Here is a 23,872-nt window from a genome sequence, read left to right as displayed (position 1 = left end):
TCAAAGGTAACTCAATGTATCCCGTTGATGCTCATACTGCGGCGTGGTTCAGGCAAATCAGCTTTCGAAAGGGAATCGGGAAAGGATGCACCGTCCGGCTTGGTCCGGGTGAGCCCCGTAATAACAAGAACATGTCTTCACAACTCGACGGATCGCCTGTGCAGACGGGGCGATCGATATCATGAAAAGGGAACTCCCATGAAATATGCCACTGACTTCTCTCGTACCCACAAGCTGGCCAAGGCCGCGCTGGTGGGATCTTCGCTTGCGTTGCTCCCATTGACGGCCGCAGTGGCCCAGACCCTGCCGCCCGGCCTGGCTGCGCCGGGGTCGTCGGATATTCAGCAGGTCGTGCGCCAGGCGTTGGTCACCAATCCGGAAGTCAAGGCGGCCTGGAACGGCTTGAGCGCCGCCGGCCATGATGTCGGTGTGGCACGCGGCAACTACCTGCCCAGCGTCGACGTTGCGGCCGGCGTCGGTCGTGAGGATCGTCAGGGCGATGGACGCGGCAGCTACGATACCGACTTCGCCGAGCTGCGCCTGACCCAGATGATCTACGACGGTTTTGCCACCCGCAGCGAGGTCGAGCGACTCGATCGTGCCAAGCTGGTGCGCTACTACGAGCTGCTCGGTGCCAGCGAAAACGTCGCCCTGGAAGCCACTCGTGCTTACCTCGACGTGCGCCGGTACCGTGAGCTGGTTCGTCTTGCCCAGGACAACTATGCCGACCACCTGCGCGTGTTCAACCAGATCGAGGACCGGGTACGCTCCGGTGCCGGTCGCGGTGTGGACCTCGAACAGATCAGCGGTCGCCTGGCACTGGCCGAATCCAACCTGATGACCGAGGCCTCCAACCTGCACGATGTCACCGCGCGCTACCTGCGCATCGTCGGCAGCCTGCCCGCCGAGAATCTGGCCCCGGCGCCGCAGCTCGACACTCGCCTGCCGCCTTCGGTGAGCGAAGCCGTCAATCTGGCCTTCCAGGGCAATCCCGACTTCCACGCCGCCATCGAGAACATCGAGGCGGCCCGGGCCGAGCAGGCCGGCACCCGGGCCGGGTTCCAGCCGCGCCTGGATCTGCGCGGTCGCACCGGTACCAACAACAACGAAAGCGGCTTCGATGGCTTCGGGCGGCGCGACCGTCACAGCATCGAACTGGTCGCCAGCATGAACCTGTACCGCGGCGGCAGCGACCTGGCGTCGTTCCGTGCGGCCAGCGACCGTGTCGAGCAGGCCATCGACCAGCGTGACCTGGCCTGTACCAACGTGCGTCAAACCACGCAGATCGCCTACAACGATACCCAGCGCCTGCGCGAACAGATCCGCTACCTCAACGAGCATCGCCAGTCCATCGACCGTGTTCGCGGCGCCTATCAGCAGCAGTTCGACATCGGCCAGCGCACCCTGCTCGACGTGCTCGACAGCGAGAACGAGTACTTCGAGGCCAGCCGTGCCTATGCCAACGCCCAGTACGACATCGCCCTGGCCGATGCGCGCACCCTGGCGGCCATGGGCCAGTTGATGCAGGCACTCGGCGTCATGCGTGACGACATGCCGAGCCTGGCCGAACTGGGCAGCGACGGCGTGGCGCTCGACCCGAGCGTGCTGTGCCCGATCGACGGTCCCGGCGGCTTCACCCTGGCCGACTTCACCCGGGGCATCAGTGCGCCGGCGCCGACCCGTGCACCTGACGTCACGCTTTCCGCCGACGCTCTGTTCGCCGTCAACAGCGCCGAGCTGGGCCCGGATGCGCGTCAGGAACTCGCTGACCTGGCCGGCCAGATCCGTGGCCGTACCGATCTGGCGCGAGTCTTCATCGCCGGCCATGCCGACAGCACCGGTAGCCATGCCATCAACGATCCGCTGTCGCAGCGTCGTGCCGACAGCGTGGCGGATTACCTGGTCGGTCAAGGCGTCGATCGCGGCCTGATCCAGACCCGCGGTTACGGCTCACGCCGTCCAGTGGCGAGCAACGACACGGTAGAAGGGCGCCGTCAGAACCGCCGCGTGGAAGTCACTCTCGAGCGCGTGGGTGAAAATCTCGACATGTCGTCCGCGCAGCAGTGGCCGGCTATCGGCACTCAGGAAACGGAGCACGCCACTCAGCTGAGCGTGGCCGAATTCTGGGCCCAGCAGCAGCCCGTTGCCAGCGTCTATCGCGAAGTTCAGGGCGAGGTTTACGGTGAGGTCGCCCTTGGCGAGCTGGCCGTTGCCGGTCAGGCAGAGCCGCAGGCGGTGGGTGTCGAGCAGGGCGCCTACCTGCAGGTGGCGGCGCTGAGCGATGCGGGACGAGCCCAGCAGCTCGGCAGCCAGCTCAGCGATGCCTTGGCCAGGCCGATGCGCCTGGTCAGCTCTGCCGCACTGCATCGGATCCAGCTCGGCCCCATCGGCGATCCGGGTGAACTGGCGGCACTGCGTGGCGAGCTGAAGCGCTTGGGTTATGCCGACAGCTATGTCGTGCAGGGCTGAACGACCCGGGGTAAAAGCTGTCTGTGCTGCGTTCGCACGGACAGCGCCGTAATCGTCATCTAGCATCAACCCGCCCGGATCAGCCGGGCGGGCCTCATCCCCGAGGTCCACGTGACACAGCAAGAAGTGTTGTATTCCTCCCAGGAGGCCCCTCGCTCGGCAGTTCGTGACGAGCTGCTCGAGTGCCTGCAAACCGTTGCTCTGGCTCATGACCATGCGGTCACGCCCGATGCATTGACGGCGGGCCTGCCGTTGGAAGAAGGGCGCCTCACACCCGGTGTCTTTGCGCGGGCCGCTGCGCGGGCCGGTATGACGGCACGTATCGCCAAGAGTCGTCTGGTGCAACTCAACCCGGCACTCTTTCCCGCCGTTTTGCTGTTGGAACCGGGGCGTGCTTGCGTGCTCGTGGGGCTGGACCTCAAGTCGCGCCGGGCACGGGTGATCTTTCCCGAACTCGGCGATGCCGTCACCGAAGTCGATCTCGATGGCCTTACCGAAAGCTACAGCGGTCAGGCCATTTACGTGCGACCTCGCTTTCGCTTCGATGCGCGGGGCCCGGAAGTCGACAAACAGCGCTCCCGCCACTGGTTCTGGGGCGTCATCCGCGAGAACCGTCGCCTCTATCGCGATGTGATCGCCGGCTCTGTGGTCATCAATCTTTTTGCGGTGGCGATGCCGCTGTTCGTGCTCAATGTCTACGACCGTGTGGTGCCCAACCATGCGACCGAGACGCTGTGGGTGCTGGCCGTCGGTATCTTCGTCGTGCTCTGTTTCGATCTCGCGCTGCGCCTGATGCGCAGCGCTTTCGTCGACCTGGCGGCAAGCCGGGCCGACGTCAAGCTTTCATCGCGAATCATGTCCCAGGTGCTGGGGCTACGCATGGAGGCCAAACCCGCCTCTACCGGGTCATTCGCCTCGACCTTGCAGTCCTTCGAGTCGGTGCGCTCGTTCATCGGCTCGGCCACGGTGGTGGCGCTGGTCGACTTGCCCTTCGTGCTGCTGTTCGTGGGCGTGATTGCCTTGATAGGGGCACCGCTGGCCTTACCGGTTCTGGCCGGTATCGTCTTGGTACTGCTCTACGCCTTGGCCGCTCAGGGCAAACTGCATGAGCTTTCCGAAACCACGTGGCGGGTCAGCGCTCAGCGCAACGCCACGCTGGTGGAATCGCTGTCGAGCCTGGAGACGGTGAAGTCGCTGCGGGCCGAGAGTCGTATTCAATCGATCTGGGAGAAGGCGACCGCGTTTCTCTCGCGCACTTCCGCCCAACTGCGCCTGGTCAGCACCTCAGTCTCCAACGTCGCCATGTGGGCTCAGCACACCGTGGCCGTGGGCGTCATCCTGATCGGCGTTTATCTGATCATCGATGGCAATCTGAGTCAGGGTGGGCTCATTGCGGCCTACATGCTGTCGTCCCGGGCCATGGCCCCCATCAGTCAGGCGGCGGCGTTGCTGGCCCAATATCACCAGTCTTCCACCGCGCTCAAGTCGCTCGACGATGTCATGCAGCGACCGGTGGAGCGGCCCGAAGGCAAGGCGTTCATCTCGCGTCCGGTGGTCCGTGGCGAGATTCGCTTCGACAAGGCGTCGTTGCGCTATCCCGACGAGGAGCGCGATGCGCTGCGCGATGTCTCGCTCAAGATCGAGCCTGGTGAGAAGGTGGCGCTGCTCGGTCGCGTGGGGTGCGGCAAGACCTCGCTCAACAAGCTGCTGCTGGGCCTTTATGCGCCCACGGCGGGAGCGGTCATGCTCGATGGGGTCGATCTGCGCCAGTTCGACCCCATCCAGCTGCGCCGCCATATCGGCTACGTACCCCAGGACGTGAGCCTGTTCTTCGGCTCGCTGCGCGAGAACATCGTCGCCGGTGGCGGCAGCGACGGCGTCGATGACGACTCGCTGCTGCGTGCCATCAAGCTCAGCGGGCTGGAGAGCCTGGTGAACGGGCACCCTCATGGTGTCGATTTGCAAGTGGGCGAGCGCGGCCAGATGCTCTCCGGCGGCCAGCGTCAGGCCGTGGCCATCGCCCGGGCCATGGTCCACGACCCGCAGATCCTGCTGCTCGACGAGCCGACCAGCTCGATGGATCACGCCAGCGAAGAGGCCTTCAAGACCAATCTGAAGCAGTACGGCGAGGGCAAGACGCTGATCGTGGTGACCCACCGTACCTCGCTGTTGTCATTGGTCGACCGCATCATCGTCATCGATGCCGGCAAGGTCGTCGCCGACGGTCCCCGCGACAAAGTGGTCGAGGCCCTGCGCAAAGGCCAGATCGGGAGGGCCAGCTGATGACCGTCATGTCTTCTCCCAAGGCCAAAGGCAAGGGCAAGAGCGCCGAGCAGCAAGGCTTCGAAGCGATCGGGCGTTTTTCCGAAGTGGGCGGCAAGCCGTTTCGCCCCTTCATCGACCGTCTGTTCTCCAAGCGCGTCACGGCTGCCCATCTCAATCGCGACTGGGCCAGCGATGCCGATTGGGCGCGCATGCAGCAGGACCCCATCCGGGCGAGGATATTCCTGTATACCGTTCTGCTCGCCGTCATCGCACTGATCGTCTGGTCTTACTTCGCCTCGATCGACGAAGTCACCCGCGGCACGGGGCGGGTGATCCCCTCCAGCCAACTGCAGAAAGTGCAGTCCTTCGATGGCGGCGTGGTGCAGGAGATCCTGATCCGCGAAGGTGAACTGGTCGAGGCGGGGCAGGTGCTCATGCGCATCGATCCCACTCGCTTCATCGCCAACTTCCGCGAAAACCGGGCCCAAGCGCTGGCGCTGCGTGCTCGTGCCGAAAGGCTGCGTGCCCTGGCCACTGACACGCCCTTCAACCCCGATGAAGAACTGCGCACCGAAGCGCCGGACATCGTGGCCCAGGAGCGGGAGGTCTACGAGAGCCGGCGCGAGGAGCTGCGCGAACAGGAGAGCATTCTGCGCGACCGCATCCGTCAGCGTGAAGAAGAGCTCAACGAGGCCAAGGCACGCCGGGATACCGCCCAGCGCGAGGCCAGCATGGCCAGCCAGGAGCTGAACCTGACGCGGCCGCTGTTGCAGTCCGGGGCGGTTTCTGAAGTCGACATACTTAGGCTGGAGCGCGAAGTGTCCCGCGCGACCGGCGAGCGCAACCAGGCGGCAGCCTCGGTTGCTCGACTCGAGGCCGCCGTGGAGGAGGCGCGCACTCAGCTACGCGAGCTCGGCGCCGAGCGACGCAGCAACTGGCGCAACGATCTGGCCCAGACCATCGGCGACCTCGGTGCGCTCGATGAATCCAGTGCCGGCCTGCAGGATCGCGTGCGCCTGGCTGAGGTGCGCTCACCGGTTACCGGCGTCGTGCAGCGTCTGGGTATCACCACCTTGGGTGGCGTCGTGCAGCCCGGCCAGGACGTGGTGGACATCATACCCAGCGACGATCAACTGCTGGTCGAGGCGCGTATCGCCCCGCAGGACATCGCCTTCCTGCGCCCGGGTCAGCCGGCCACGATCAAGCTGACCGCCTACGACTTCGCCATCTTCGGTGGGCTGGAGGCCGAACTGGTACATATCAGCGCCGACACCATCACCGACGACAACGACAACACCTTCTATCTGGTGCGTGTGAGAACGCTGGAGGGAGAAGATCTGGGTGGCGACATCCAGGTCATTCCCGGCATGACGGCTCAGGTCGACATCCTGACCGGCAAGCGTACCGTGATGCAGTTCTTGCTCAAGCCCGTGCTGAGAGCATGGAGCGACTCCATGGGAGAACGATGATGACAGCTCTGTTCATCAGCCAGAAACGTGCAGAAATTCCACGGCTGCGCAGTGCCTTTCCCGACGTCCGCCAGGTCGATCCTGAACGGGTACTGCGACTGACGAAGCGTGGCGACCAGATCTGGCTCATGACCGATCATGCCGAGTGGCCTGCCTTGACCACGGCTTTGGCCGCGCAAGGATGTACCATCGTGGTAATGACTCTGGTGCCGAGTGAAGCCGAAGCGCTTCAGGCGCTGCAGGCAGGCGCCAGGGGCTACCTGCATGCGCTCTCGCCACCTGAGCTGCTGTCCCAGGCCGCGCTGGTCACTGGCAATCAAGGGGTATGGGTACCGGCTGAGCTGTTGAGCAAGGTGCTAGGTGCAGCATTCACCACGCTTGGCGGGCGTGAGAGCCTGCCAGTGGATAGCCTGGCCATACTGACGGAGCGTGAGCGTGCTGTGGCCCTGGCCGTGGCAGAAGGGCGCAGCAACAAGGAAGTCGCTCGTCTGCTCGACATCACCGAGCGTACGGTCAAGGCGCATCTCGGCGCAGCGTTTCGCAAGCTGGGGGTGCGTGACCGCATGCAACTGGTGCTCAAACTCTCTCGTCAGGACGAGAATATCGTCTGAAATCTTGGCGCTGTGCTTCTGTTCTAGCCGGCGTGTCCATCAAATGGCTTGCTGTTTTTCCAGCAAGCCTTTGTTTTTATAGTTTTTATTAAATTTATTTTCGCTAATTTCAAACACTGTCCTTCGGTCCAATATTTTTGTTTCGAAACGTAATCTAATGTGTATCGTCAAGGAGTCCGGTGTGCGCACACCGTGCGCCAGAAGAAAACCAAAAAACGGTAACACTTAGACGAAACAGGGAGTCAGGTCATGGCCAATGCCACCATCATTTCGATCACGGGGCGCGCCTGGGCGCGAGATGCAGACGGTAACGTTCGCGAGCTGAGCGTTGGGGATACGCTCCAGGAAGGTGAGGTGCTGGTGACCTCCGATAACGGAAGCGCCCAGCTCGACTTCGGCGATGGCCAGGATCCTGCCCTGATCGAAGGTGGCGAACAGGTGGCCATGACGCCCGAACTCGATGCCGACGAAGTCGTCGATGCTTCCGAGTTTGCGGCTCTCGATGAGGATCTCGAGGCACTGCTGGCCGCACTGGACGACGACAGCATCGACCTGCTCGACGTGCTCGATGCCACTGCAGCCGGGGCCGGCCCCGGTGGTGCCGCCGATGGTGGCCACAGCTTCGTGCGCCTCGCTCGTATTGCCGAAGATACGAACCCCCTGGCGTTCGAATATGGTCTGGGGCTGGGCAGTGAGCTGCCCGAGATCGAGGGTGCCGCTTTCACAGCGGCTTCGCCGGAAGACGAAGTCATCGCACCAACTGCCGGAAGCTTCGACGCGTCGTTGAATGATGCCGATATCCTCAGTGAATCCGGCTCCGTCGTGACTGGCACTCTGCCGTTCTCGTTTGGCTCCGGCGGATCCGGAAGCATCAGCTTTGCGGCTATGGATGGTGTCGAAACCCAGGTCGGTCAAGAAACCATCGTGTATAGCTGGGATGCCGGCAGCAATACGCTGACTGCCTTTTCGCCCGGTCGTGAGCTCAACATCTTCACCATCGAGCTCAATCCCAGCACCGGCGCTTCCACCCTTACCCAGTTGAACAACCTGCTGCATGAAGAGGGCACGGACGAGGCGGTTACAGGCCTGGTCTACACCGTGACCAGCAGCAGCGGTACGGCTACCGGGACGCTGAACATCACCATCCTGGATGACAGCCCGAGCGTGGAGGTCGGCGGCGTAGATCTCGGTCAAATCGCCCTGGTCGTCTTCGACAAGGATACAATCGGCAGCCCCTCCGTTGACAGCGGTAGCGTAGCCGCTGCCTTCGAGTCTGCCGTCAGCGTCAATTACGGCGCTGACGGCGCGGGCAGTACCGTGATCGACGGCTATGGCCTGACTCTGGGCGAGGTCGAGCACGACCTGACCAGCGGCGGTGAGCCGATTGTATTCACTCTTGAGGATGGCATCGTCATCGGCCGTGCCGGTGATACCGAAGTGCTGCGTATCGAGATCGATGCCGACACCGGTGTCGTGACCCTGACTCAGTCCGCTCCGGTGGATCATCCCGAGCAGGGTGTGGATAGCGTTGGCCTGCCGGCTGGCCTGGTCGGCGTGGTTGCCACGGTCACCGTGACCGATGCCGACGGTGACGTGGTCAGCGATAGTTTGAGTGCCGATTTGAGTGGCACCATCAGCATCGTCGATGACATGCCGAGCATCGACCCCAATCCGGGTGACCTGGCGGAGCTCGAGGTCGACGAAAGCGCCTTCGGTGAGCCGGCAACCGTCGATTTCTCCGGGGCCTTTACCGTTGTCTTCGGGGCCGATGGCGAGGGTAGCGTCAGCTATAGCTTGAGCGTCGAAGGCGATGGCAGCACAGGACTGACGACGACCGACGGCGGTCATGCCATCACGCTTGTCGAGGAGAACGGCACGATCATCGGCCGAGATGCCGATGGCCGGACGGCCTTTACCATTAGCGTCAATGCCGCGACCGGTGAAGTCACCCTGACTCAGCATCTGGCGCTGTCTCACCCGGATGGCTCCAACCCGGCAGACGTGCTGAGCCTGGCCGGCAGCGGCCTCTCGCTCAACGCCACGGTAGTCGATGGCGATGGCGACACGGTTTCGGCCAGTATCGACCTTGGCGGCCAGCTCAGCTTCGTCGACGACGGCCCGGTAGCCAACAACGATCTGGCCCTGGTTCGTCTGGGTCGGTTCGAGAAGTCCGGCAATGTGATGGCCAATGACGTGGAAGGCGCAGATGGCGCCGAGGTTACCCATGTTCAGTTCGGCGATCAGCTTGTCGCATTGGAAAATGGTGTCGCCACGATCAACGGCGTACATGGGGTTCTGACCATCTATTCCAACGGCGACTTCATTTACGTGCGTGGTGACACGCCTAATCATCAGGGGGTGTTCCTCGACAGGTTCACCTACACCCTGACCGATGGCGATGGCGACACCGATACAGCCACGCTCACCGTCAAGGGCTTCGACTCCCCGGTCGGTATCGTCAATCTGCCGCCCTTCGGCCAAGGCGCGCACCTGGTCGTCAACGAAGCGAACCTGGAGAACGGAAGCAGCCCCAATGAGGGAGCGCTGACTCAGGGTGGTAGCTTCCTGGTCAACGCAATCGATGGCCTCGCTCAGGTGACCATCACCATCGGCGAGGGCGACGACCAACTGACGTTGACCGTCACACGCAACGCGGATGGCAGCTTCAACTATGAGAATGCAGCCATCGACGTACCGGACGGCTACAAGCTCGAGATCACCGGCATCACACAGCTGCCTCTTGGCAACTATCGCGTCAGCTATGAATATACGCTGCAGGGCAACAAGGACCACTCCGCGCCGGGTGAGGACGATGCCTTGATTCGCGACTTCACCATTACGGTCACGGACCGTGATGGCGATACGGCCAGCAGCAACCTCACGGTAAAAGTCATCGATGATGCGCCTGACGCCAACCTTGGTGGGGCCCACTGGGCCACCGAAGGGGGCGATGCCGTCACCGGCACCTGGAACACCGAAAGCGGCGCCGACAGTGAAGGGGCGCAGCAGCTCATTTCCATCAACGGCGGCCCCGAGCAGGCCTTGCAGATCGGCCATGCCTACGCGCTGCCTGAAGGCACCCTGACTTTCTACGAGAACGGTACCTGGACCTTCGTTCCCGGCACCAACCTTGACCATAGCAGCGGCAAGGTGCCGGTATCCTTCGAACTGATCAAGGTCGATGGCGATGGCGACCGTGCGAGTGCCAGCCACACCATCAAGATCAAGGACGGCGCCGGTCCGACCCCGGGCGATGAGAATGGCGAAGGCGGCAGCGTGACCTTGGCCCTGGCCGATGCCGAAACCGTGGGCGGCAGCCACGTCGTCAGTGAAGAACTGGCCTTTACCGCCGGCAGCGACGACATCGTGAGCTTTGCCTTCGGCGATACCGGCAACATTCAGGTCACCGGCCTCGACGGTGAGCTGAGCTGGTCGCTGGACAACGACGGCAACCTGATCGGCAGCCTCGATGGCGAGCCGGTGCTCAAGCTGAGCCTGAGCGGCACCGATCCGATCGCTGCACAGCAGAGCGGTACCATCACCGTCACGGCGGAGCTGCTGGCCGCACTGCCGCACGACGTCAACGTCGACGACCTGACCATCACCGGTGTCACGGTCGTCGCCAGCGACCAGGATGGCGATAGCGCCACTGCGGGCATTACCGTCGAAGTGGCTGACGACCTGCCGAGCGTGGATGGCACCAACCCCACGGGGCATGAGGTCACCATCACCAATCTGGGCAGTGCGCCTGGGGTCGGCTACAACAACAGCTTCGGCTATTACATCAAGGACGAAAACGGCAATCCCACCATCGGCAAAGTTGTCTGGTCCAACGTCAAGCTCGACGTCGGTGATACCTTCGTGCTCGAAGGCTACGCTCCGGGCGAGGTGGGGTACTTCATCATCCCCAATGGTTCGAACCTGAATCCCGGCTTGACCAATGGCACTGACATCTCCTTCGAGCAGGTCAACGGAGTCTGGGTCGCAGTCACTGCAGACGGTAATCAGCTCGTTGGACAGGATTCCAACGCACCCGTGCTCTTCAACGACTCCAGCTTGCATCCCGATGGCAGCTCGCATGTCGAGAACAATGCCGAAGAGGGCGATCTCAACTGGGAGGACATCTACGGTCCTGGCAGCGATAGGGACTACAACGACGTCAACATCAACGTCGAATGGAAGCCCGCCAACCTGACCGTCGACGAGGCACAACTCGACGTGACGGCATCGTTCGACTTCTCCGGATACTTCAGCGCTGAGTATGGCGCCGATGGTTTGCAGACCCGTGAATACACCTTGAGTGTCTCGGCTGCTGGTGCCGACTCAGGTCTGGTCGATACCCAAACCGGTCAGGCCGTTCTCGTCAAGGAAGTGGATGGCGATATCGTCGGCTATGTCGTGACCGACGATGGTGTCGAAGTGCCCGTATTCACCCTCGAAGTGAATGCCGAGACAGGGGTCGTGACTCTCGACCAGCTCAGGGCGATTGCCCACCAGGGCGTTGGCCAGATCGGTGCGAGTGATGCCGCCAACATATTGGCTAACGTGATTTTCCTCACCAAGACCGTGACCGATGGCGATGGCGATGAGGCCCATGCGACGATCGACATTGGCCAGGTGATCTACTTCCTCGACGATGGCCCGACTGCGGAGGACGTAACAGTCAACCTTGGCTCCGGCCAGATCATCGAAGAAGGCAACGTACTGGCCAACGACACGCTGGGCGCCGACGGCGGCCGAGTAACGTCGGTCAACGGCGTTGCCGTACCGGCCGAGGGTACGGTCGATATCACTGGCCAGTACGGTGTCCTGACCATTGCTGCCGATGGCACCTACTCCTACGTACGTAACCCCGGCGCCCCTGGCAGTGTGTCGGATGTGTTCACCTATACCCTGACCGATGGCGACGGTGACAGCGACACCGCAACGCTGACCATCGCGATCAGCGACTCGCCTGTCTCTATCGACAATCCGGTGCATGGCGATGGCCATCACCTGGTCTTCAACGAAGCCCATCTTCCGGGAGGAAGCAAAGAGGGCGGCGGTCTGTTGGTACAGGGTGGCAGCTTTACCGTAAGCGCTCCGGATGGTGTGCTGAACCTGAGCGTGGGTGGCGAGTACATCGTCAAGGATGGGCTCGAGCAAGCGCTGCCGACCATCGTGACCGAAAGCGGTAATACCCTTGTCATCACGGGCTTCACTGCAAACGGCAACGGCACCTATACCGTCAACTACGAGTACACGCTGAACGCCAACAAGGATCACGACCAGCCGGCCAACGACGAGTCGCTGACCCAATCCTTCGAGATCGTGCTCGAGGATACCGACGGCGATACGGCCTCGAGCAACCTGCTGATCGAGATTCTGGACGACGTGCCCGAGTTCGGCACGCCGGAAGATGCTTCTCTCGGTATGGGCGTTGACAGCTCCGCTATCGGTAGTCTGGATCTCACCATCGGTGCGGATGCGGATGGCGCACATATCTCGCAGGCCAGCCTGATGACGGATGGGCAAGGCCACATCCAGGTTCGCTACGAAGACGACGGTGTTGCCAAAGAAACATACCTCACCTCTGGCGGCACGAAGCTGGTCTACGTGTTCGATAGCGAGAGCCAGCAGCTGATCGCCTATAAGGTTGGCGACGGCCCCAGCAATCCCGTGCTCACCATCGACATGAGCGTCAGTGGCAACCAGTACGAGGTCGTCGTTCACCAGCCTCTTGACCCTGTCGCGGTCAGCTTCACCACGGATGTCATCGGCAACCAGGGTGGTGGCATCGATGGCGAGCTGGTCATCAGCAACCCGAACCTGTCGGCTCAGTTCACCGGCGTAGGCGGTGCAGTCAACTGGTCTACCAATGGCATCGGTGTCGGTAACAACCTGATTGGAGCAGGCCAGACATTGATCGCTCAGTTCAACCAAACACTGACTGAGCTCTCCTTCGAGATGGGCAATAGCGGAGCGCTGAGCTGGGAAATCTTCAGCAATGGCGTATCGGTAGGCACCGGCAACGGCACGACGGCTTCCGCCTCGGGTGGCTTCGATGAAATCCGCTTCTATGGCAGCTCCGGTGGCAACCAGTACAACGTCAAGAACTTCCAGGGGGTGTTCCTCGATGCCGAGCTCGGCTACACGCTGCCTGTCGATGTCGTTGCAGTCGACGGCGACGGAGACACCACGGATGGCTCGTTCAATATTGGCTTCCAGCCTGGCGAAGTACCGCCGCTGCCCGAGCTGCCCACCATCCTTGGCTTGACCGACAGCGACGTGACGGTCAATGAGAAATACCTCGATGGCGGTACTGCCGAGGGCGAGGGTCAAGCCGCCGATAGCGGTAGCTTCAAACTCTCTACACCGGAAGGGTTCGGCGCGCTGCTGATCGCCGGAACCAAGGTCTTGGGAGATGGCGAGCAGCAGGGCGACAAGGTCAAGCTCAGCGCGGGCGACCTGGAGTCACTGGCGGCCGGCAATGTCATCGTGATCGAGACGCCAGAAGGCAACACCCTGACTCTGACCGGCTACGACTCTGCAACCGGTGAGGTGAGCTATAGCTTCGAACTGGGCAGCGCCGTCGAGCACACACCCGGTGAAGGCCGCAACGAGCTGGCGAAAGAGGGCATTCAGCTCGAGCTGGTGGACGGCCTGGGACACATTGCCTATGGCACCATCGACGTGGTGGTGATCGACGATGTCCCGTTCGAGTTCGATCTGGTTCAGGCCATTCAGGTACCTGTCAGCGAACTCGAAGTCGGTCAGCTTGGCGCCGGCTGGGAGAACCTGACCACTACCTCAGGAAGCGGCAGCGTAACCACCACATCGAATGAGAGCGGTATTTTCATCCAGTGGGGCGGGGCCAACGGCTCAGGCTATGACTTCGTCTATGCCGAAGGGCTGACGGGCTTGGGCGGCGTCACTACCGACTCCTTGTTCTCGCTGGGCACGCTGACGCATAACAACTTCGTGATCAGCGCCGGTAGCAAAGTGCTCAAGACCGTCGATCTTGACGTGTCGTTCAAGGTCATGATCGACGGTGTCTTGACCGAGGTGACCACCACTATCAAGCTCGAGCATGACGAGACGCCCAACAACAAGTCGCCGGCCACCCATCCGGACAATGACGATATCGTCAAGATCCTCAACCCGAATGAAGAAATTACCATCCAGGTAGGCGACCGTGAGTACGTGCTCAAGATCCGCGGCTTCCTGGACGCCAATGGCAACCTCGTCGACACGGTCTACACCACCGAGACCAAGGCCAGTTCGTTCGAACTCTTTGCCGAAATCGCCTCGACCGACGACCTGCCCAGCGTGGAAGGCCGGGTCGATGCCGACTGGGGGGCCGATGGCCCGGCGGAAGAGGACAGCCTGCTGTGGTCGGATGGCCAAGGTGGTACATTGGCCAGCGGTACGATCATCGGACAGCACGGCACCCTGACCGTGAACGCTGACGGCAGCTACACCTATGTGGTCAGCCGCAGCGCGCGTGATGGCATGAAGGCGGGCGAGACCTACCAGGACGAGTTCACCTACTACCTGACCGATGCTGATGGCGACGTGGTCGAATCGAAACTGACCATCAACCTCGAAGGCGTGCCGAACCCCGTTGAGCCTAACCGGATCGGCGAGCCGGAGGTCCAGGTCACTCTGGATGGTCCTGCGGACTTTGTGCTCCGCGTGGACAATAGTAATGCTCAGAGTGAGCCTGAAGGCTTCACCGTGGCTGCATACTACTCGCCAGGAAACTCAGGTAATTGGAATCTTGGTGAGGTCAGCTGGGCACAGATGGGCTTTGGTGTCGACCGTGATGGTCCGGCTGGCTCAGGTGCGGCTAAGTCAGAGATAGCCAATAACCAGCGCCTGGAAGTACGGTTCGACCAAAAAGTCTCCGAGGCTTTCTTCCAGCTTGCATGGCTGAGAACCGATGAGTATGCCAAATATACCGTACGCTACGATGATGGGACTTCTTCGTCAGCCATCGTGAATGGAAACACCCCTGAAGGCGGGTATGACGGTATAGGAGAGGTCATTAAGGTTTCAGCACCGGATGGCAAGAAAATCGTAGGCATCGATTTCTCTACGCCGGCCCCGGGCGAAACGGGCCACGGCGTAGGCAATGATTATGTCGTGCACCAAATCAGCTACAAGGCGGCGGACCTTTACGCTATCGAAGTCGATGTGACCTTGGCCGAGGACAACGTTTCCGACCAAGTGGTCTCGGTAGTGTTGGGTGGTGTGCCGGCAGGTGCTGAACTCTCCATCGGTGAAGACAATGGCGATGGAACCTGGACTCTGCCCTTGGGTGGGACGGGTGATTACAGCGTCGTAGTGGAGAACGGCAAGCTGACTATCACCGGTTTGACACTGAAGGTGCCGGTTGGCCATGAGGGCCCGGTGGAGATCGACGCTGTCGTGACCGTACAGGGCGGTGATTCATTGGCGATCCTCGGCGGTTCGCTCGACGATACCCTGGTAGGCGGGGACGGCGATGACCTGCTTATCGGAGGTGCTGGCAATGACATTCTGTATGGTGGCCTCGGAGCCGATACCTTCGCATGGAAGCTGGGTGACCAGGGCGAAGCAGGGACACCTGCAACAGATAAAGTGATGGACTTCACCCTTGGGCAGTTCGGTGTGGAGAGCGAAGCCGACAGGCTGGACATTGCCGATCTGCTCGATGGGGCCAGCAGCTCCAATCTGGCTGAATACCTGCACGCGGCCGACGATGGAAGTGGCAATACCGTGCTCCAGATCAGCCACAATGGAGGCTTCACTGGTGGCGTCTACGATGAGTCGGTTGTCGACCAGACGATCGTTCTCAAGGGCGTTGCCTACAGCGATGCGCTAATTCAGCAAATGCTCAGCAACGGTCAGCTCGAAATCGAATAAGGTAGGTTATCTTTGAAACGCCCGGCATTAGCCGGGCGTTTTTTGTCTGCTTTTTCTTCATATCCCCTGATAGGCGGTGAAGGAGTTTTCTCATCCACCCTGTACTAGAGTCCAATATCGCGGGTTGCCGTCTGGCGCATACTTCGCGGTAAGCACGCCCCCCTCCAAGCTGTGGTCTGTTTGGCCGTGGCGAGCCTCGTAAAGTCGTTCTCTCTTTTTGCGGGGTCCTCCCAAAATGTCTATTGCAATCGTTCTGTCCATCTCCGGTCAGGCCTGGGCTCGTGATGCCTCAGGAAACCTTCGTGAACTCAGCGTTGGTGACACGCTGCGCGAAGGGGAGACCGTCGTCGCTTCCCAGGGAGGGGGAGTAGAGCTCGATTTTGGTGACAATACCGCTCCTGCTTTGATCCAGGACGGAGAGCAGGTCGTTCTGACACCGGAGCTCCATGCCGAGGAGCCACTGGAGCCTAGCGAATTCGCGGCTCTCGATCAGGATATCGAGGCGCTGCTGGCGGCGCTGGATGATGACACGATCGATCTTCTCGATGTTCTCGATGCCACCGCCGCGGGAGCTGGCGGTGGGGGTGCGGCGGACGGCGGCCACAACTTCGTGCGCCTGGCGCGCGTCGCCGAGAGCACCGGGGAGCAATCATTCGAATTCGGCAATGTATCTGTCACTGACCTTCCGGTGGTTGAGGAGGCGGGGGCGGTACCGCAAGAGCCGCTGGTGGAACTGCCTAGCGAACCGCTCAATGCCGTGCCGACTGCGCTGGACGATTTCTTTTCGACCGATGAGGAAAGCTTGCTGTCGGGAGTCAATGTGCTCGACAACGATAGCGATCCCGATGGCGATGCACTTTCCATTAGCGACCCGGGCAGCCGGGAAGTCACTTTCATCGGTCCGAACGGGCTCGTCTTTACCGCCACCGTGGTGTTGGGCGCCGATGGCTTCCTTAGCCTCGACCCGCGTGGTGGATTCGATGCGCTTGCACTAGGCGAGCAGGCTTCCGGAACCTTCACTTATACCGTGACCGATGGACGGGGCGGTTTTTCGACTGCGAAAGTCACGCTGACCATCGTTGGCACCAATGACCAGCCGATCATCGGTGGCGTAGCCAGCGGTGAGGTGACCGAAGACGGCACCACTACCACGACCGGCCAGCTCACCGTCAGCGATGTGGATGTCAGCGACACCCACACCTGGAGCGTGGTGGGCGCCAACGTCGGCACCTACGGCAGCTTCAGCGTCGACGCCAACGGCCAATGGACCTACGTGCTCGACAACGCGAGCCCCGCGGTTCAGGGCCTGATCACCGGCCAGAGCGTGAGCGACAGCTTCACCGTCGAGGTCAGTGACGGCAACGGCGGCACCGCCACCCAGGTCGTCACCGTGACCATTCACGGCAGCGACGACGGTGCGGTGATCTCCGGTCAGGACAGCGGTCTGGTGAAAGAGGACGAGATCCTCAGCACCGGCGGCAAGCTCGACGTCAGCGACCCCGACGCTGGCCAGGCCGTGTTCGTGGCCCAGGCCTCGACGGCCGGCAGTTACGGCACCTTCACCCTGGGCACCGACGGCACCTGGAGCTACGTGCTGAATAACGCCCACGTCAGCGTGCAGGGGCTGGCGGTCAACGAAACGTTGAGCGAGAGCTTCACCGTGGTGACCGCCGACGGCACCACCAGCAGCGTGACCGTCACCATCCAGGGCACCAACGACCAGCCGATCATCGGCGGCGTGGCCAGCGGCGAGGTGACCGAAGACGCCACCCTGCAGACCAGCGGCCAGCTCACCGTCAGCGACGTGGACACCAGCGACACCCACACCTGGAGCGTGGTGGGCGCCAACGTCGGCACCTACGGCAGCTTCAGCGTCGACGCCAACGGCCAGTGGACCTACGTGCTCGACAACGCGAGCCCCGCGGTTCAGGGCCTGATCACCGGCCAGAGCGTGAGCGACAGCTTCACCGTCGAGGTCAGTGACGGCAACGGCGGCACCGCCACCCAGGTCGTCACCGTCACCATCCACGGGACCAGCGACCAAGCGCAGGTCATCGTCAGCGCAACCGGTGTCGACAGCACCGTGTACGAGGCGGGGCTGATCTCGGTGGAGAATACCAGTGAGACCGCCAGCGGCAGCTTCCAGGTATCGGCTACCGACGGTATCGCTCACGTCACCGTAGATGGGCAAACCTTTAGCCTGGCGCAACTGCAGGGCTTCAGCTCGGGCTCTCCCTCGGCGGCCATCGTGACTGACATGGGAACGCTCTACCTGACCGGTTACAGCGGCACGGCCAATGTAGGCACCATCACTTACCAGTACACCCTGAAAGAGGTGCAAGCCCATGGCAGCCAGGGCAGCGCTACCGATGGCGTACTGACCGACACGATCGTCGTTGTCGTCAAGGGCGTTGGTGACAGCGCGATGACTGGCCATCTAACCATCGCCATCGTCGACGACGTACCGCAGGCGGTAAACGACAATGGTGGCACCGTCACTGAAGATGCCGTCCAGAACGTGCTCAGTGGCAACGTGCTGAGCAACGACAGCTTCGGCGCTGATGGCCCCGCTGGGGGTGCTGCTACAGTCAGCTGGAACGTCAGTTCCGCCCAACTGGCCGACATTGGCCAGTACGGCACGCTAGTGCTGAATACCGACGGTAGCTGGAGCTTCACCCTCGACAATAGCTTGGCCAAGGTACAGGCGCTGAAGGCGAGCGACCTGCTCACCTTCAACCTGGGCTACACCATTACCGATGCCGACGGTGACAGGGCCAGCGCCACGCTCGGCTTCTCGATTCAGGGCACCGATGACAGCGCCAGTGTGATCGTCAGTACCGGCGGTGCCGACAGCACCGTTTACGAAGCGGGGCTGACCTCAGCAGCGGACACCCGGGAAACGGCTGGCGGTAGCTTCCAGATCTCGGCTAGCGATGGCATAGCCACGCTGAACGTGATGGGGCAGGTCTTCACCCTGGCGCAGTTGCAGGGCTTCAACGAGAGCTCGCCTTCCGTGGGTATCGTCACCAGCATGGGCACGCTCTACCTGACCGGCTTCAGCGGCACGGCCACGGCGGGCACCGTCAGCTACCAGTACACGCTGAGCGCAGCGCAGAGCCACGGTGCGCCGGGCACTGCGACCAACGACGTACTGACCGACAGCATTAGTCTGAGCGTGAATGGGGTAGGGGGAAGCACGGCGAGCGGCACCTTGTCGGTAGCCATCATCGACGATGCGCCCGTCACCAATGTCACCAACGCCGTCAGTGTCAATGCCATCGGTGCCAGCTTCACGGGCTCCTTGGCTGACATTGGGGCCGACTATCCGGGCAAGGTGGTGTTCAGTGGTACACCGCCAGCGGGCTTGACGTCGGGCGGCAAGGCGGTCACATACCAGGTGTCAGGAGACGGCTCCGTGCTGACGGCCAGCGCAGGAGGCCAGGTGGTCTTTACCCTCACCGGGCATCCGAACGGTACCTACACCTTCCAGCAGTACCAGCCGCTGGATCTGTCGATTCTCAACTCGACCCTGCAAGGCTCGGTGGGGGCGAGCGGACCGCAGCCGGCCTACTACATCTATGAAGACGGCACCTTCGGTTCGAGTGCGACCGCCAAGGCCTGGTCGGTGAAGATCACCGGCAGTGGCAACATCAACCCGAGTACCCAGGGAATGGGGGTTGGTAACAACATCTTCGATACCGGCGAGAAGATGCGTATCGATTTCGACAATGAAGGCGCCAGCGGCAAAGCAAACCTGGCCTATGTCGCCAAGATCGGGATCAACGACATCAGCGGCAACGAAACCGTGAACTATACGGCCATGCTGAGTGATGGCACTACGGTGAGCGGTATTGCCAGAGTCACGAATCTGGTGGATGGGAACCTGTTCATCACGGCTAAGCTGGGCACCTATATCGATTATATCGACCTGATGCCTGGCAGCAGTACGACGGTGCGCATCACCTCGATCTCCACCTTCAGCATGGATGATAGCGCACCCAAGAACCTGGGCTTCGGTTTCACCGTGACCGATGCGGATGGCGACAGTGCTTCCGGCTCCCTCGGTATCGTGGTCCAGAATGGCCAGGTAGTGAACGGCGATGCCGGCAACAACGTGCTGTTCGGCGGCGCCGGGGCTCAGGTACTGAGCGGCGGTGATGGTAACGACATCCTCATCGGAGGTGCCGGTAACGACACCCTGATTGGCGGCGAAGGAGACGACGTATTCCAGTGGAACTTCGGCGATCAGGGAGGCGTGGGAAGTGCCGCCCGTGATGTGGTGAAGGACTTCAGTCTTGGAAGCAACACGCTTGACTTGGCCGACCTGCTGCAAGGAGAAGCGGCGGGAACCATCGACAGCTTCATCTTCGCCGCGCAAGAGGGCTCCAGTACCGTGCTTTACGTCAACCACGAGGGCAGCATCGGTGCAAACGGCAGCAATGCGACCCAAGTGATCGTGCTGGAGAACTTCAACATGAACGACCAAGGGTCGGCGGAGTTCCTCAAGGGGCTGCTCGATAGTGGTCAGCTGCACATCGATCAGTAACGTGGAATCGATGAATCGCTAGCCCTGCGCCCTGCCTGGAGACACCGGGCAGGGCGTTTGTTAATCTAGGTAAAGTCATCAAGAGACATACTCATGTACATCAAGCGTAATGAGTCAGGGCAGGTGGTGCAGGTCAGCCATGAGGCAACGGCAGAGTGCCGCGAGTTCTTGCCGTCTGGCTCTCCTGAGCTGCAGGAATTCGTCTCCAAAGGGGGAGATGACGTCGACAACCTGGCACTGTCGAAGTCCGACCTGGCCTTCGTGCGCGTTCTCGAGGACGTGATCAACGTATTGATGGACAAGGGCGTGATCAGCTTTACCGATCTGCCCGAGCCGGCTCAGCAGAAGCTGCTGGAGCGTCAGTCTTTGCGTAAGCGCAGGAACAGCATCGGCCTGATGTCGGATACCGACAACGACATCATCTGAGCCCAGATTCTCTGAGCCCAGACGCATTGAAGCATGAGGCCGGCGATTTGCCGGCCTCATGTCGTATCGGGTGTAGCTGGTGGATCAGGTGTCGCCTGCGTGATGCCGGATACCCGGTCCCGTCACACCATCGAGCCCCAGCTCGAACAGCACCTTTGCCGCATCCTGGCTCTCCACGCCCTCGGCGAAGGTGAGAATGCCCAGTGAGTGGGCCAGCGTTGCCATGCCTCTCAGCAGGCTCTGCTGATCGCTGCGGCTTTCCACCTCCTGGCTCAAAGCGGCTTCGATCTTCATGAAGCTCAGGCCCAAATCCTGCAGCCCCTCGATCTTGCCGAACTGGGTGCCGACATGCTCCAGGCCGACCTTGCAGCCCAGCCCCAGCAGGGCGTGGCAGAGTGTACGCAGCGCCTGGGGCTGCTGCAGCGCGACGGATTGGGGCAGCTCGAACCACAGCTTGTCGGCAATGCCCTGATGCGCCTGAATGCGAGCCAGCAGCTCGCCCACGAAGTGCCCGTCGCCCAGTGACTCCGCCGAGAGATTGACGGCCACCGCCTTGCCGCTGGATTCGACATCGGTAAGTGCCGCCGAAACGACGGCCAGATCGAGGGTGGGAGCCATGGCCAGGCGCGACACCCACGGCAGGAATACACCTGCCGGCCGCCATTCGCCCTTCAAGCGCAGGCGTGACGGTACCTCGAAGTGAATCAGCTTGCCTTCGGCATCCAGCACCGGATAGTGAGCCAGGAATACGCCTTGCTGCAGCGCTTCCGCGAGCGCCTGACGCCATTCGTCATGACGCGTATAGAGCACGGTGCCGGCGGGTTGATCGACGATCTCTTGGCCATTCAGACCGCGCGTTTCCGCCGCAGCCAGGGCGCCGTCGAGACTGGCGAGCAGCTCGGCCTGACTCTCGCCCTGGCTATACTGACGCAGCGCGGAAGCCAGCGAGGTGTCGACGCTCTGCTTGGTGCTGAGACTCTCCAAGTGCTGCTGAAGCGTCTTGCCCAGGTCCTGCAACTCGTGATGACGCGGCAGGATCATGCCGAAATCGCTGCCGTTGAGTCGTCCCACCGTGCCGTGGCCGTGGCTACGGGCCAACTGTTCGAGACGACGCGCCAGTTGAGCGAGCAGGGCGTCCGTGGCGACATGGCCGAGCTGCTGATTGAGTTCGGCCAGACGTGCCACGCGCACCATGACCAGTGCGCCGCTGGCATCGTCCTTTTCGCTCTTCAGGTGAGCCTGCAACTGGTTGAGGAAAGGCGCCCGGGTGAGTGTGTCGGTAACTGGGTCGTGCTGCATGCGCCGCCGTAGCTGATCGAGCTTGTCGCTCTCTTCGCCGAGCATCTGGCGTACCGCCTGGGAGAGCTGGTTCATGGCCTGGACCACCTCGCGCAGCTCACGCGTCCGGGGCTCGTTGGCTACCATGAAGCGCCGCTGGCCGATGGCCTGGGCCTGGCTCACCACGTCTCGCAGCGGGCGCCGAATGGTGCGTACGATCCAGGCCGCCAGCAGCAGGCTGATGGCGCCGGCGATGGCGAACCAGCCAGCCAGCTCCAGGGTGCTGCGCCACAGCGAACGGTAGGCGAAGCTGTGCTGGCTGGCCAGCTCCAGGGTGCCGTACTGCTGCCAGCCATCCTGAACCACAGCCCGACCGGGCGGCACCTCGAAGCGAACCAGATTCACGAACCAGCCCGGCACATCGTCGATATGCTCACCAGCGGTGCGCTCGTCGATGATCTCGCCCTGGGGATCGTACAGCGCGATGCGCTGGTAGTGGCCGGTATCGAACTGAGCCGCCAGCAGCAGCTCAAGAATCACCGGGTCCTTTTCGATCTGGCTCATCGAAAGCGCCAGTGCATTGGCGTTGTCGTTGTTCTTGATCTGGACTTCCTGCTCGATGTAATGGCGGCTGCTCGTCACGCCGATGAGCAGGCTGCCCACGAAGGCCAGCAGCAGCAACACCGCGATGGTCAACCAGAGTTGCTTGATCAGTGACATGTCTTCGTTCCCCCGGGGAATGGATGCCCTCGTTCATCCTGCTGCGGGGCATGTGTCGCTCTTGTAGGCGGTTCGTTTTTCTTCGTCATCCCATGAATCCCTGCTGCTCCATACGCTCGATCACACTGCGCCAGCGTGACAGACGTGCCACCGGATCGGCCCGCGACTGAGTCGAGCCGCCGGCCCACAGCCCATCGCTGTTGAAGCTGAACACCGGGTCCAGGTCGGTACGCTGCGTGGCGGGGGTGATGGAAGGCACCAGATTGTCGAGAATCAGCGGCACGGCGGAAGGCGTTTCGTAGTAGCCCAGCACCATGTGTGCCTGGACGATCTGGCTACGGCCGATGCGGGCGCGAACGTAGATCATGCGCAGCCGCGAGCCGGAGACGCCAAGCTCCTTGAGCGTGACGTACTTGGCAATCGAGTAATCCTCGCAGTCGCCCTGACCCTTGCCCATGGTCTCTAGCGGCGTTGCCCAGTGATCCTCGGCACCCCAGTTGTAGATGTCCTCGACCCAGCGCACCCGCCGGTTGAAGAAATCGTTCACTTCGCGCAATTGGGTATCGAGATCGGCGCTGCGTAGCCTGTCCAGCAGGGCAAACCAATCCTCGAGAATGGCAAGCCCGGAGCTGCCATACAGACGTTGCATGCTGTTACGCAAGCGGGCACGGTCGATGCGTGCCTCGAGTGACGTAGGGGAGAGACCCAACCCAGCGGCAAGCAGCAGCCCTGCCAGGCCGCCGATGAAGCGGCGGCGGCTGGGGCTGAGAATCGAACTTGAGCCATGTGGGGCAGGGCGATGCGTCATCGAGCGCGCCGGAAGCGTGTTAAGGAATGTAATTCATGAAAGCCAGTATAGAGGAGGGATAACGGCAACACGATAGGTATGAGAATTTTAAGAAGCCGGGTGCTTGTAAGATATTGCCGACAATTTACGTCAGCCATCGTCGCTTCATGCACCTACCGTCTTGTGCCTTCGTTTCGCTTGCGTAACCTTGCGTTTCTCGTCCTGCTTTTTCATCAGGTTGCTGAAAGGAACGCGCGTATGGCCGATGCAACTGGATTGCAATTCACCCTCGATCTCGCCGGGGTCGACAGCGCCGAGCTGGCGGTGATCGACTTCACCCTGGAAGAGGCGCTCTCGCAGCCCTTCCACCTCGAGGTGCGTTTCGCCAGCCGCGACGGCAGCCTCTCCGCCACCG

Annotated in this window: 9 protein-coding genes; 7 read left to right on the top strand and 2 right to left on the bottom strand. The window is 61.8% G+C overall.

The window, feature by feature from the left end; all coding sequences use genetic code 11:
- The first annotated feature begins 198 nt into the window (after positions 1–198).
- The 7 genes from HOP58_RS21655 to HOP58_RS21615 all read left to right on the top strand — a co-directional run bounded on the left by HOP58_RS21655 (position 199) and on the right by HOP58_RS21615 (position 20,672).
- Positions 199–2,469 (top strand): TolC family outer membrane protein, encoded by a 2,271-nt coding sequence (locus tag HOP58_RS21655; protein ID WP_010628833.1) that lies wholly within the window; start codon positions 199–201, stop codon positions 2,467–2,469.
- Positions 2,470–2,580: 111 nt separating this feature from the next.
- Positions 2,581–4,752 carry a type I secretion system permease/ATPase gene (locus HOP58_RS21650; protein WP_026038169.1) on the top strand — a complete coding sequence of 724 codons (2,172 nt, stop codon included), beginning with the start codon at positions 2,581–2,583 and terminating at the stop codon, positions 4,750–4,752.
- Between the two features lie 8 nt (positions 4,753–4,760).
- Complete coding sequence (locus tag HOP58_RS21645; RefSeq protein ID WP_026038168.1) at positions 4,761–6,203, top strand: HlyD family type I secretion periplasmic adaptor subunit; 1,443 nt, start codon at positions 4,761–4,763, stop codon at positions 6,201–6,203.
- Entirely contained in the window at positions 6,203–6,814 is a 612-nt protein-coding gene (locus HOP58_RS21640; RefSeq protein WP_035591373.1) for a response regulator transcription factor, read from the top strand. Before HOP58_RS21645 ends, HOP58_RS21640 begins: the two co-directional genes overlap by 1 nt.
- 249 nt (positions 6,815–7,063) lie before the next feature.
- Positions 7,064–15,700, top strand: a complete 8,637-nt coding sequence (locus tag HOP58_RS21635; protein ID WP_267963550.1) for a retention module-containing protein — start codon at positions 7,064–7,066, stop codon at positions 15,698–15,700.
- Between the two features lie 235 nt (positions 15,701–15,935).
- Positions 15,936–20,246: a retention module-containing protein gene (locus tag HOP58_RS21620; RefSeq protein ID WP_234261657.1), complete on the top strand. Its 4,311-nt coding sequence runs from the start codon at positions 15,936–15,938 to the stop codon at positions 20,244–20,246.
- 93 nt (positions 20,247–20,339) lie between these two features.
- The gene (locus tag HOP58_RS21615) at positions 20,340–20,672 is read left to right on the top strand and encodes a tryptophan synthase subunit beta like protein (protein ID WP_234261655.1); all 333 of its coding nucleotides are present in this window, start codon (positions 20,340–20,342) and stop codon (positions 20,670–20,672) included.
- Between the two features lie 84 nt (positions 20,673–20,756).
- Here the strand turns inward: HOP58_RS21615 and HOP58_RS21610 are convergent, their stop codons facing one another.
- Both HOP58_RS21610 and HOP58_RS21605 read right to left on the bottom strand, forming a co-directional pair.
- A complete protein-coding gene (locus tag HOP58_RS21610) occupies positions 20,757–22,670 on the bottom strand; it encodes an EAL domain-containing protein (protein ID WP_234261653.1) in 1,914 nt (637 codons plus the stop codon).
- An 85-nt stretch (positions 22,671–22,755) separates the two neighbouring features.
- A complete protein-coding gene (locus HOP58_RS21605; protein ID WP_234261651.1) occupies positions 22,756–23,478 on the bottom strand; it encodes a transglutaminase-like cysteine peptidase in 723 nt (240 codons plus the stop codon).
- Positions 23,479–23,872 lie beyond the last annotated feature (394 nt).

Source organism: Halomonas sp. MCCC 1A11062 (assembly GCF_021404355.1).
GTDB lineage: Bacteria > Pseudomonadota > Gammaproteobacteria > Pseudomonadales > Halomonadaceae > Halomonas > Halomonas aerodenitrificans.
This window is presented reverse-complemented; position numbering and strand designations above follow the sequence as displayed.

Excerpts from the sequence above, each read along its gene's own strand:
- HOP58_RS21655 (WP_010628833.1), top strand. The coding sequence starts at position 199 with ATGAAATATGCCACTGACTTCTCTCGTACCCACAAGCTGGCCAAGGCC.
- HOP58_RS21645 (WP_026038168.1), top strand. The coding sequence starts at position 4,761 with ATGTCTTCTCCCAAGGCCAAAGGCAAGGGCAAGAGCGCCGAGCAGCAA.
- HOP58_RS21640 (WP_035591373.1), top strand. The coding sequence starts at position 6,203 with ATGACAGCTCTGTTCATCAGCCAGAAACGTGCAGAAATTCCACGGCTG.
- HOP58_RS21635 (WP_267963550.1), top strand. The coding sequence starts at position 7,064 with ATGGCCAATGCCACCATCATTTCGATCACGGGGCGCGCCTGGGCGCGA.
- HOP58_RS21620 (WP_234261657.1), top strand. The coding sequence starts at position 15,936 with ATGTCTATTGCAATCGTTCTGTCCATCTCCGGTCAGGCCTGGGCTCGT.
- HOP58_RS21615 (WP_234261655.1), top strand. The coding sequence starts at position 20,340 with ATGTACATCAAGCGTAATGAGTCAGGGCAGGTGGTGCAGGTCAGCCAT.
- HOP58_RS21610 (WP_234261653.1), bottom strand. The coding sequence starts at position 22,670 with ATGTCACTGATCAAGCAACTCTGGTTGACCATCGCGGTGTTGCTGCTG.
- HOP58_RS21605 (WP_234261651.1), bottom strand. The coding sequence starts at position 23,478 with ATGACGCATCGCCCTGCCCCACATGGCTCAAGTTCGATTCTCAGCCCC.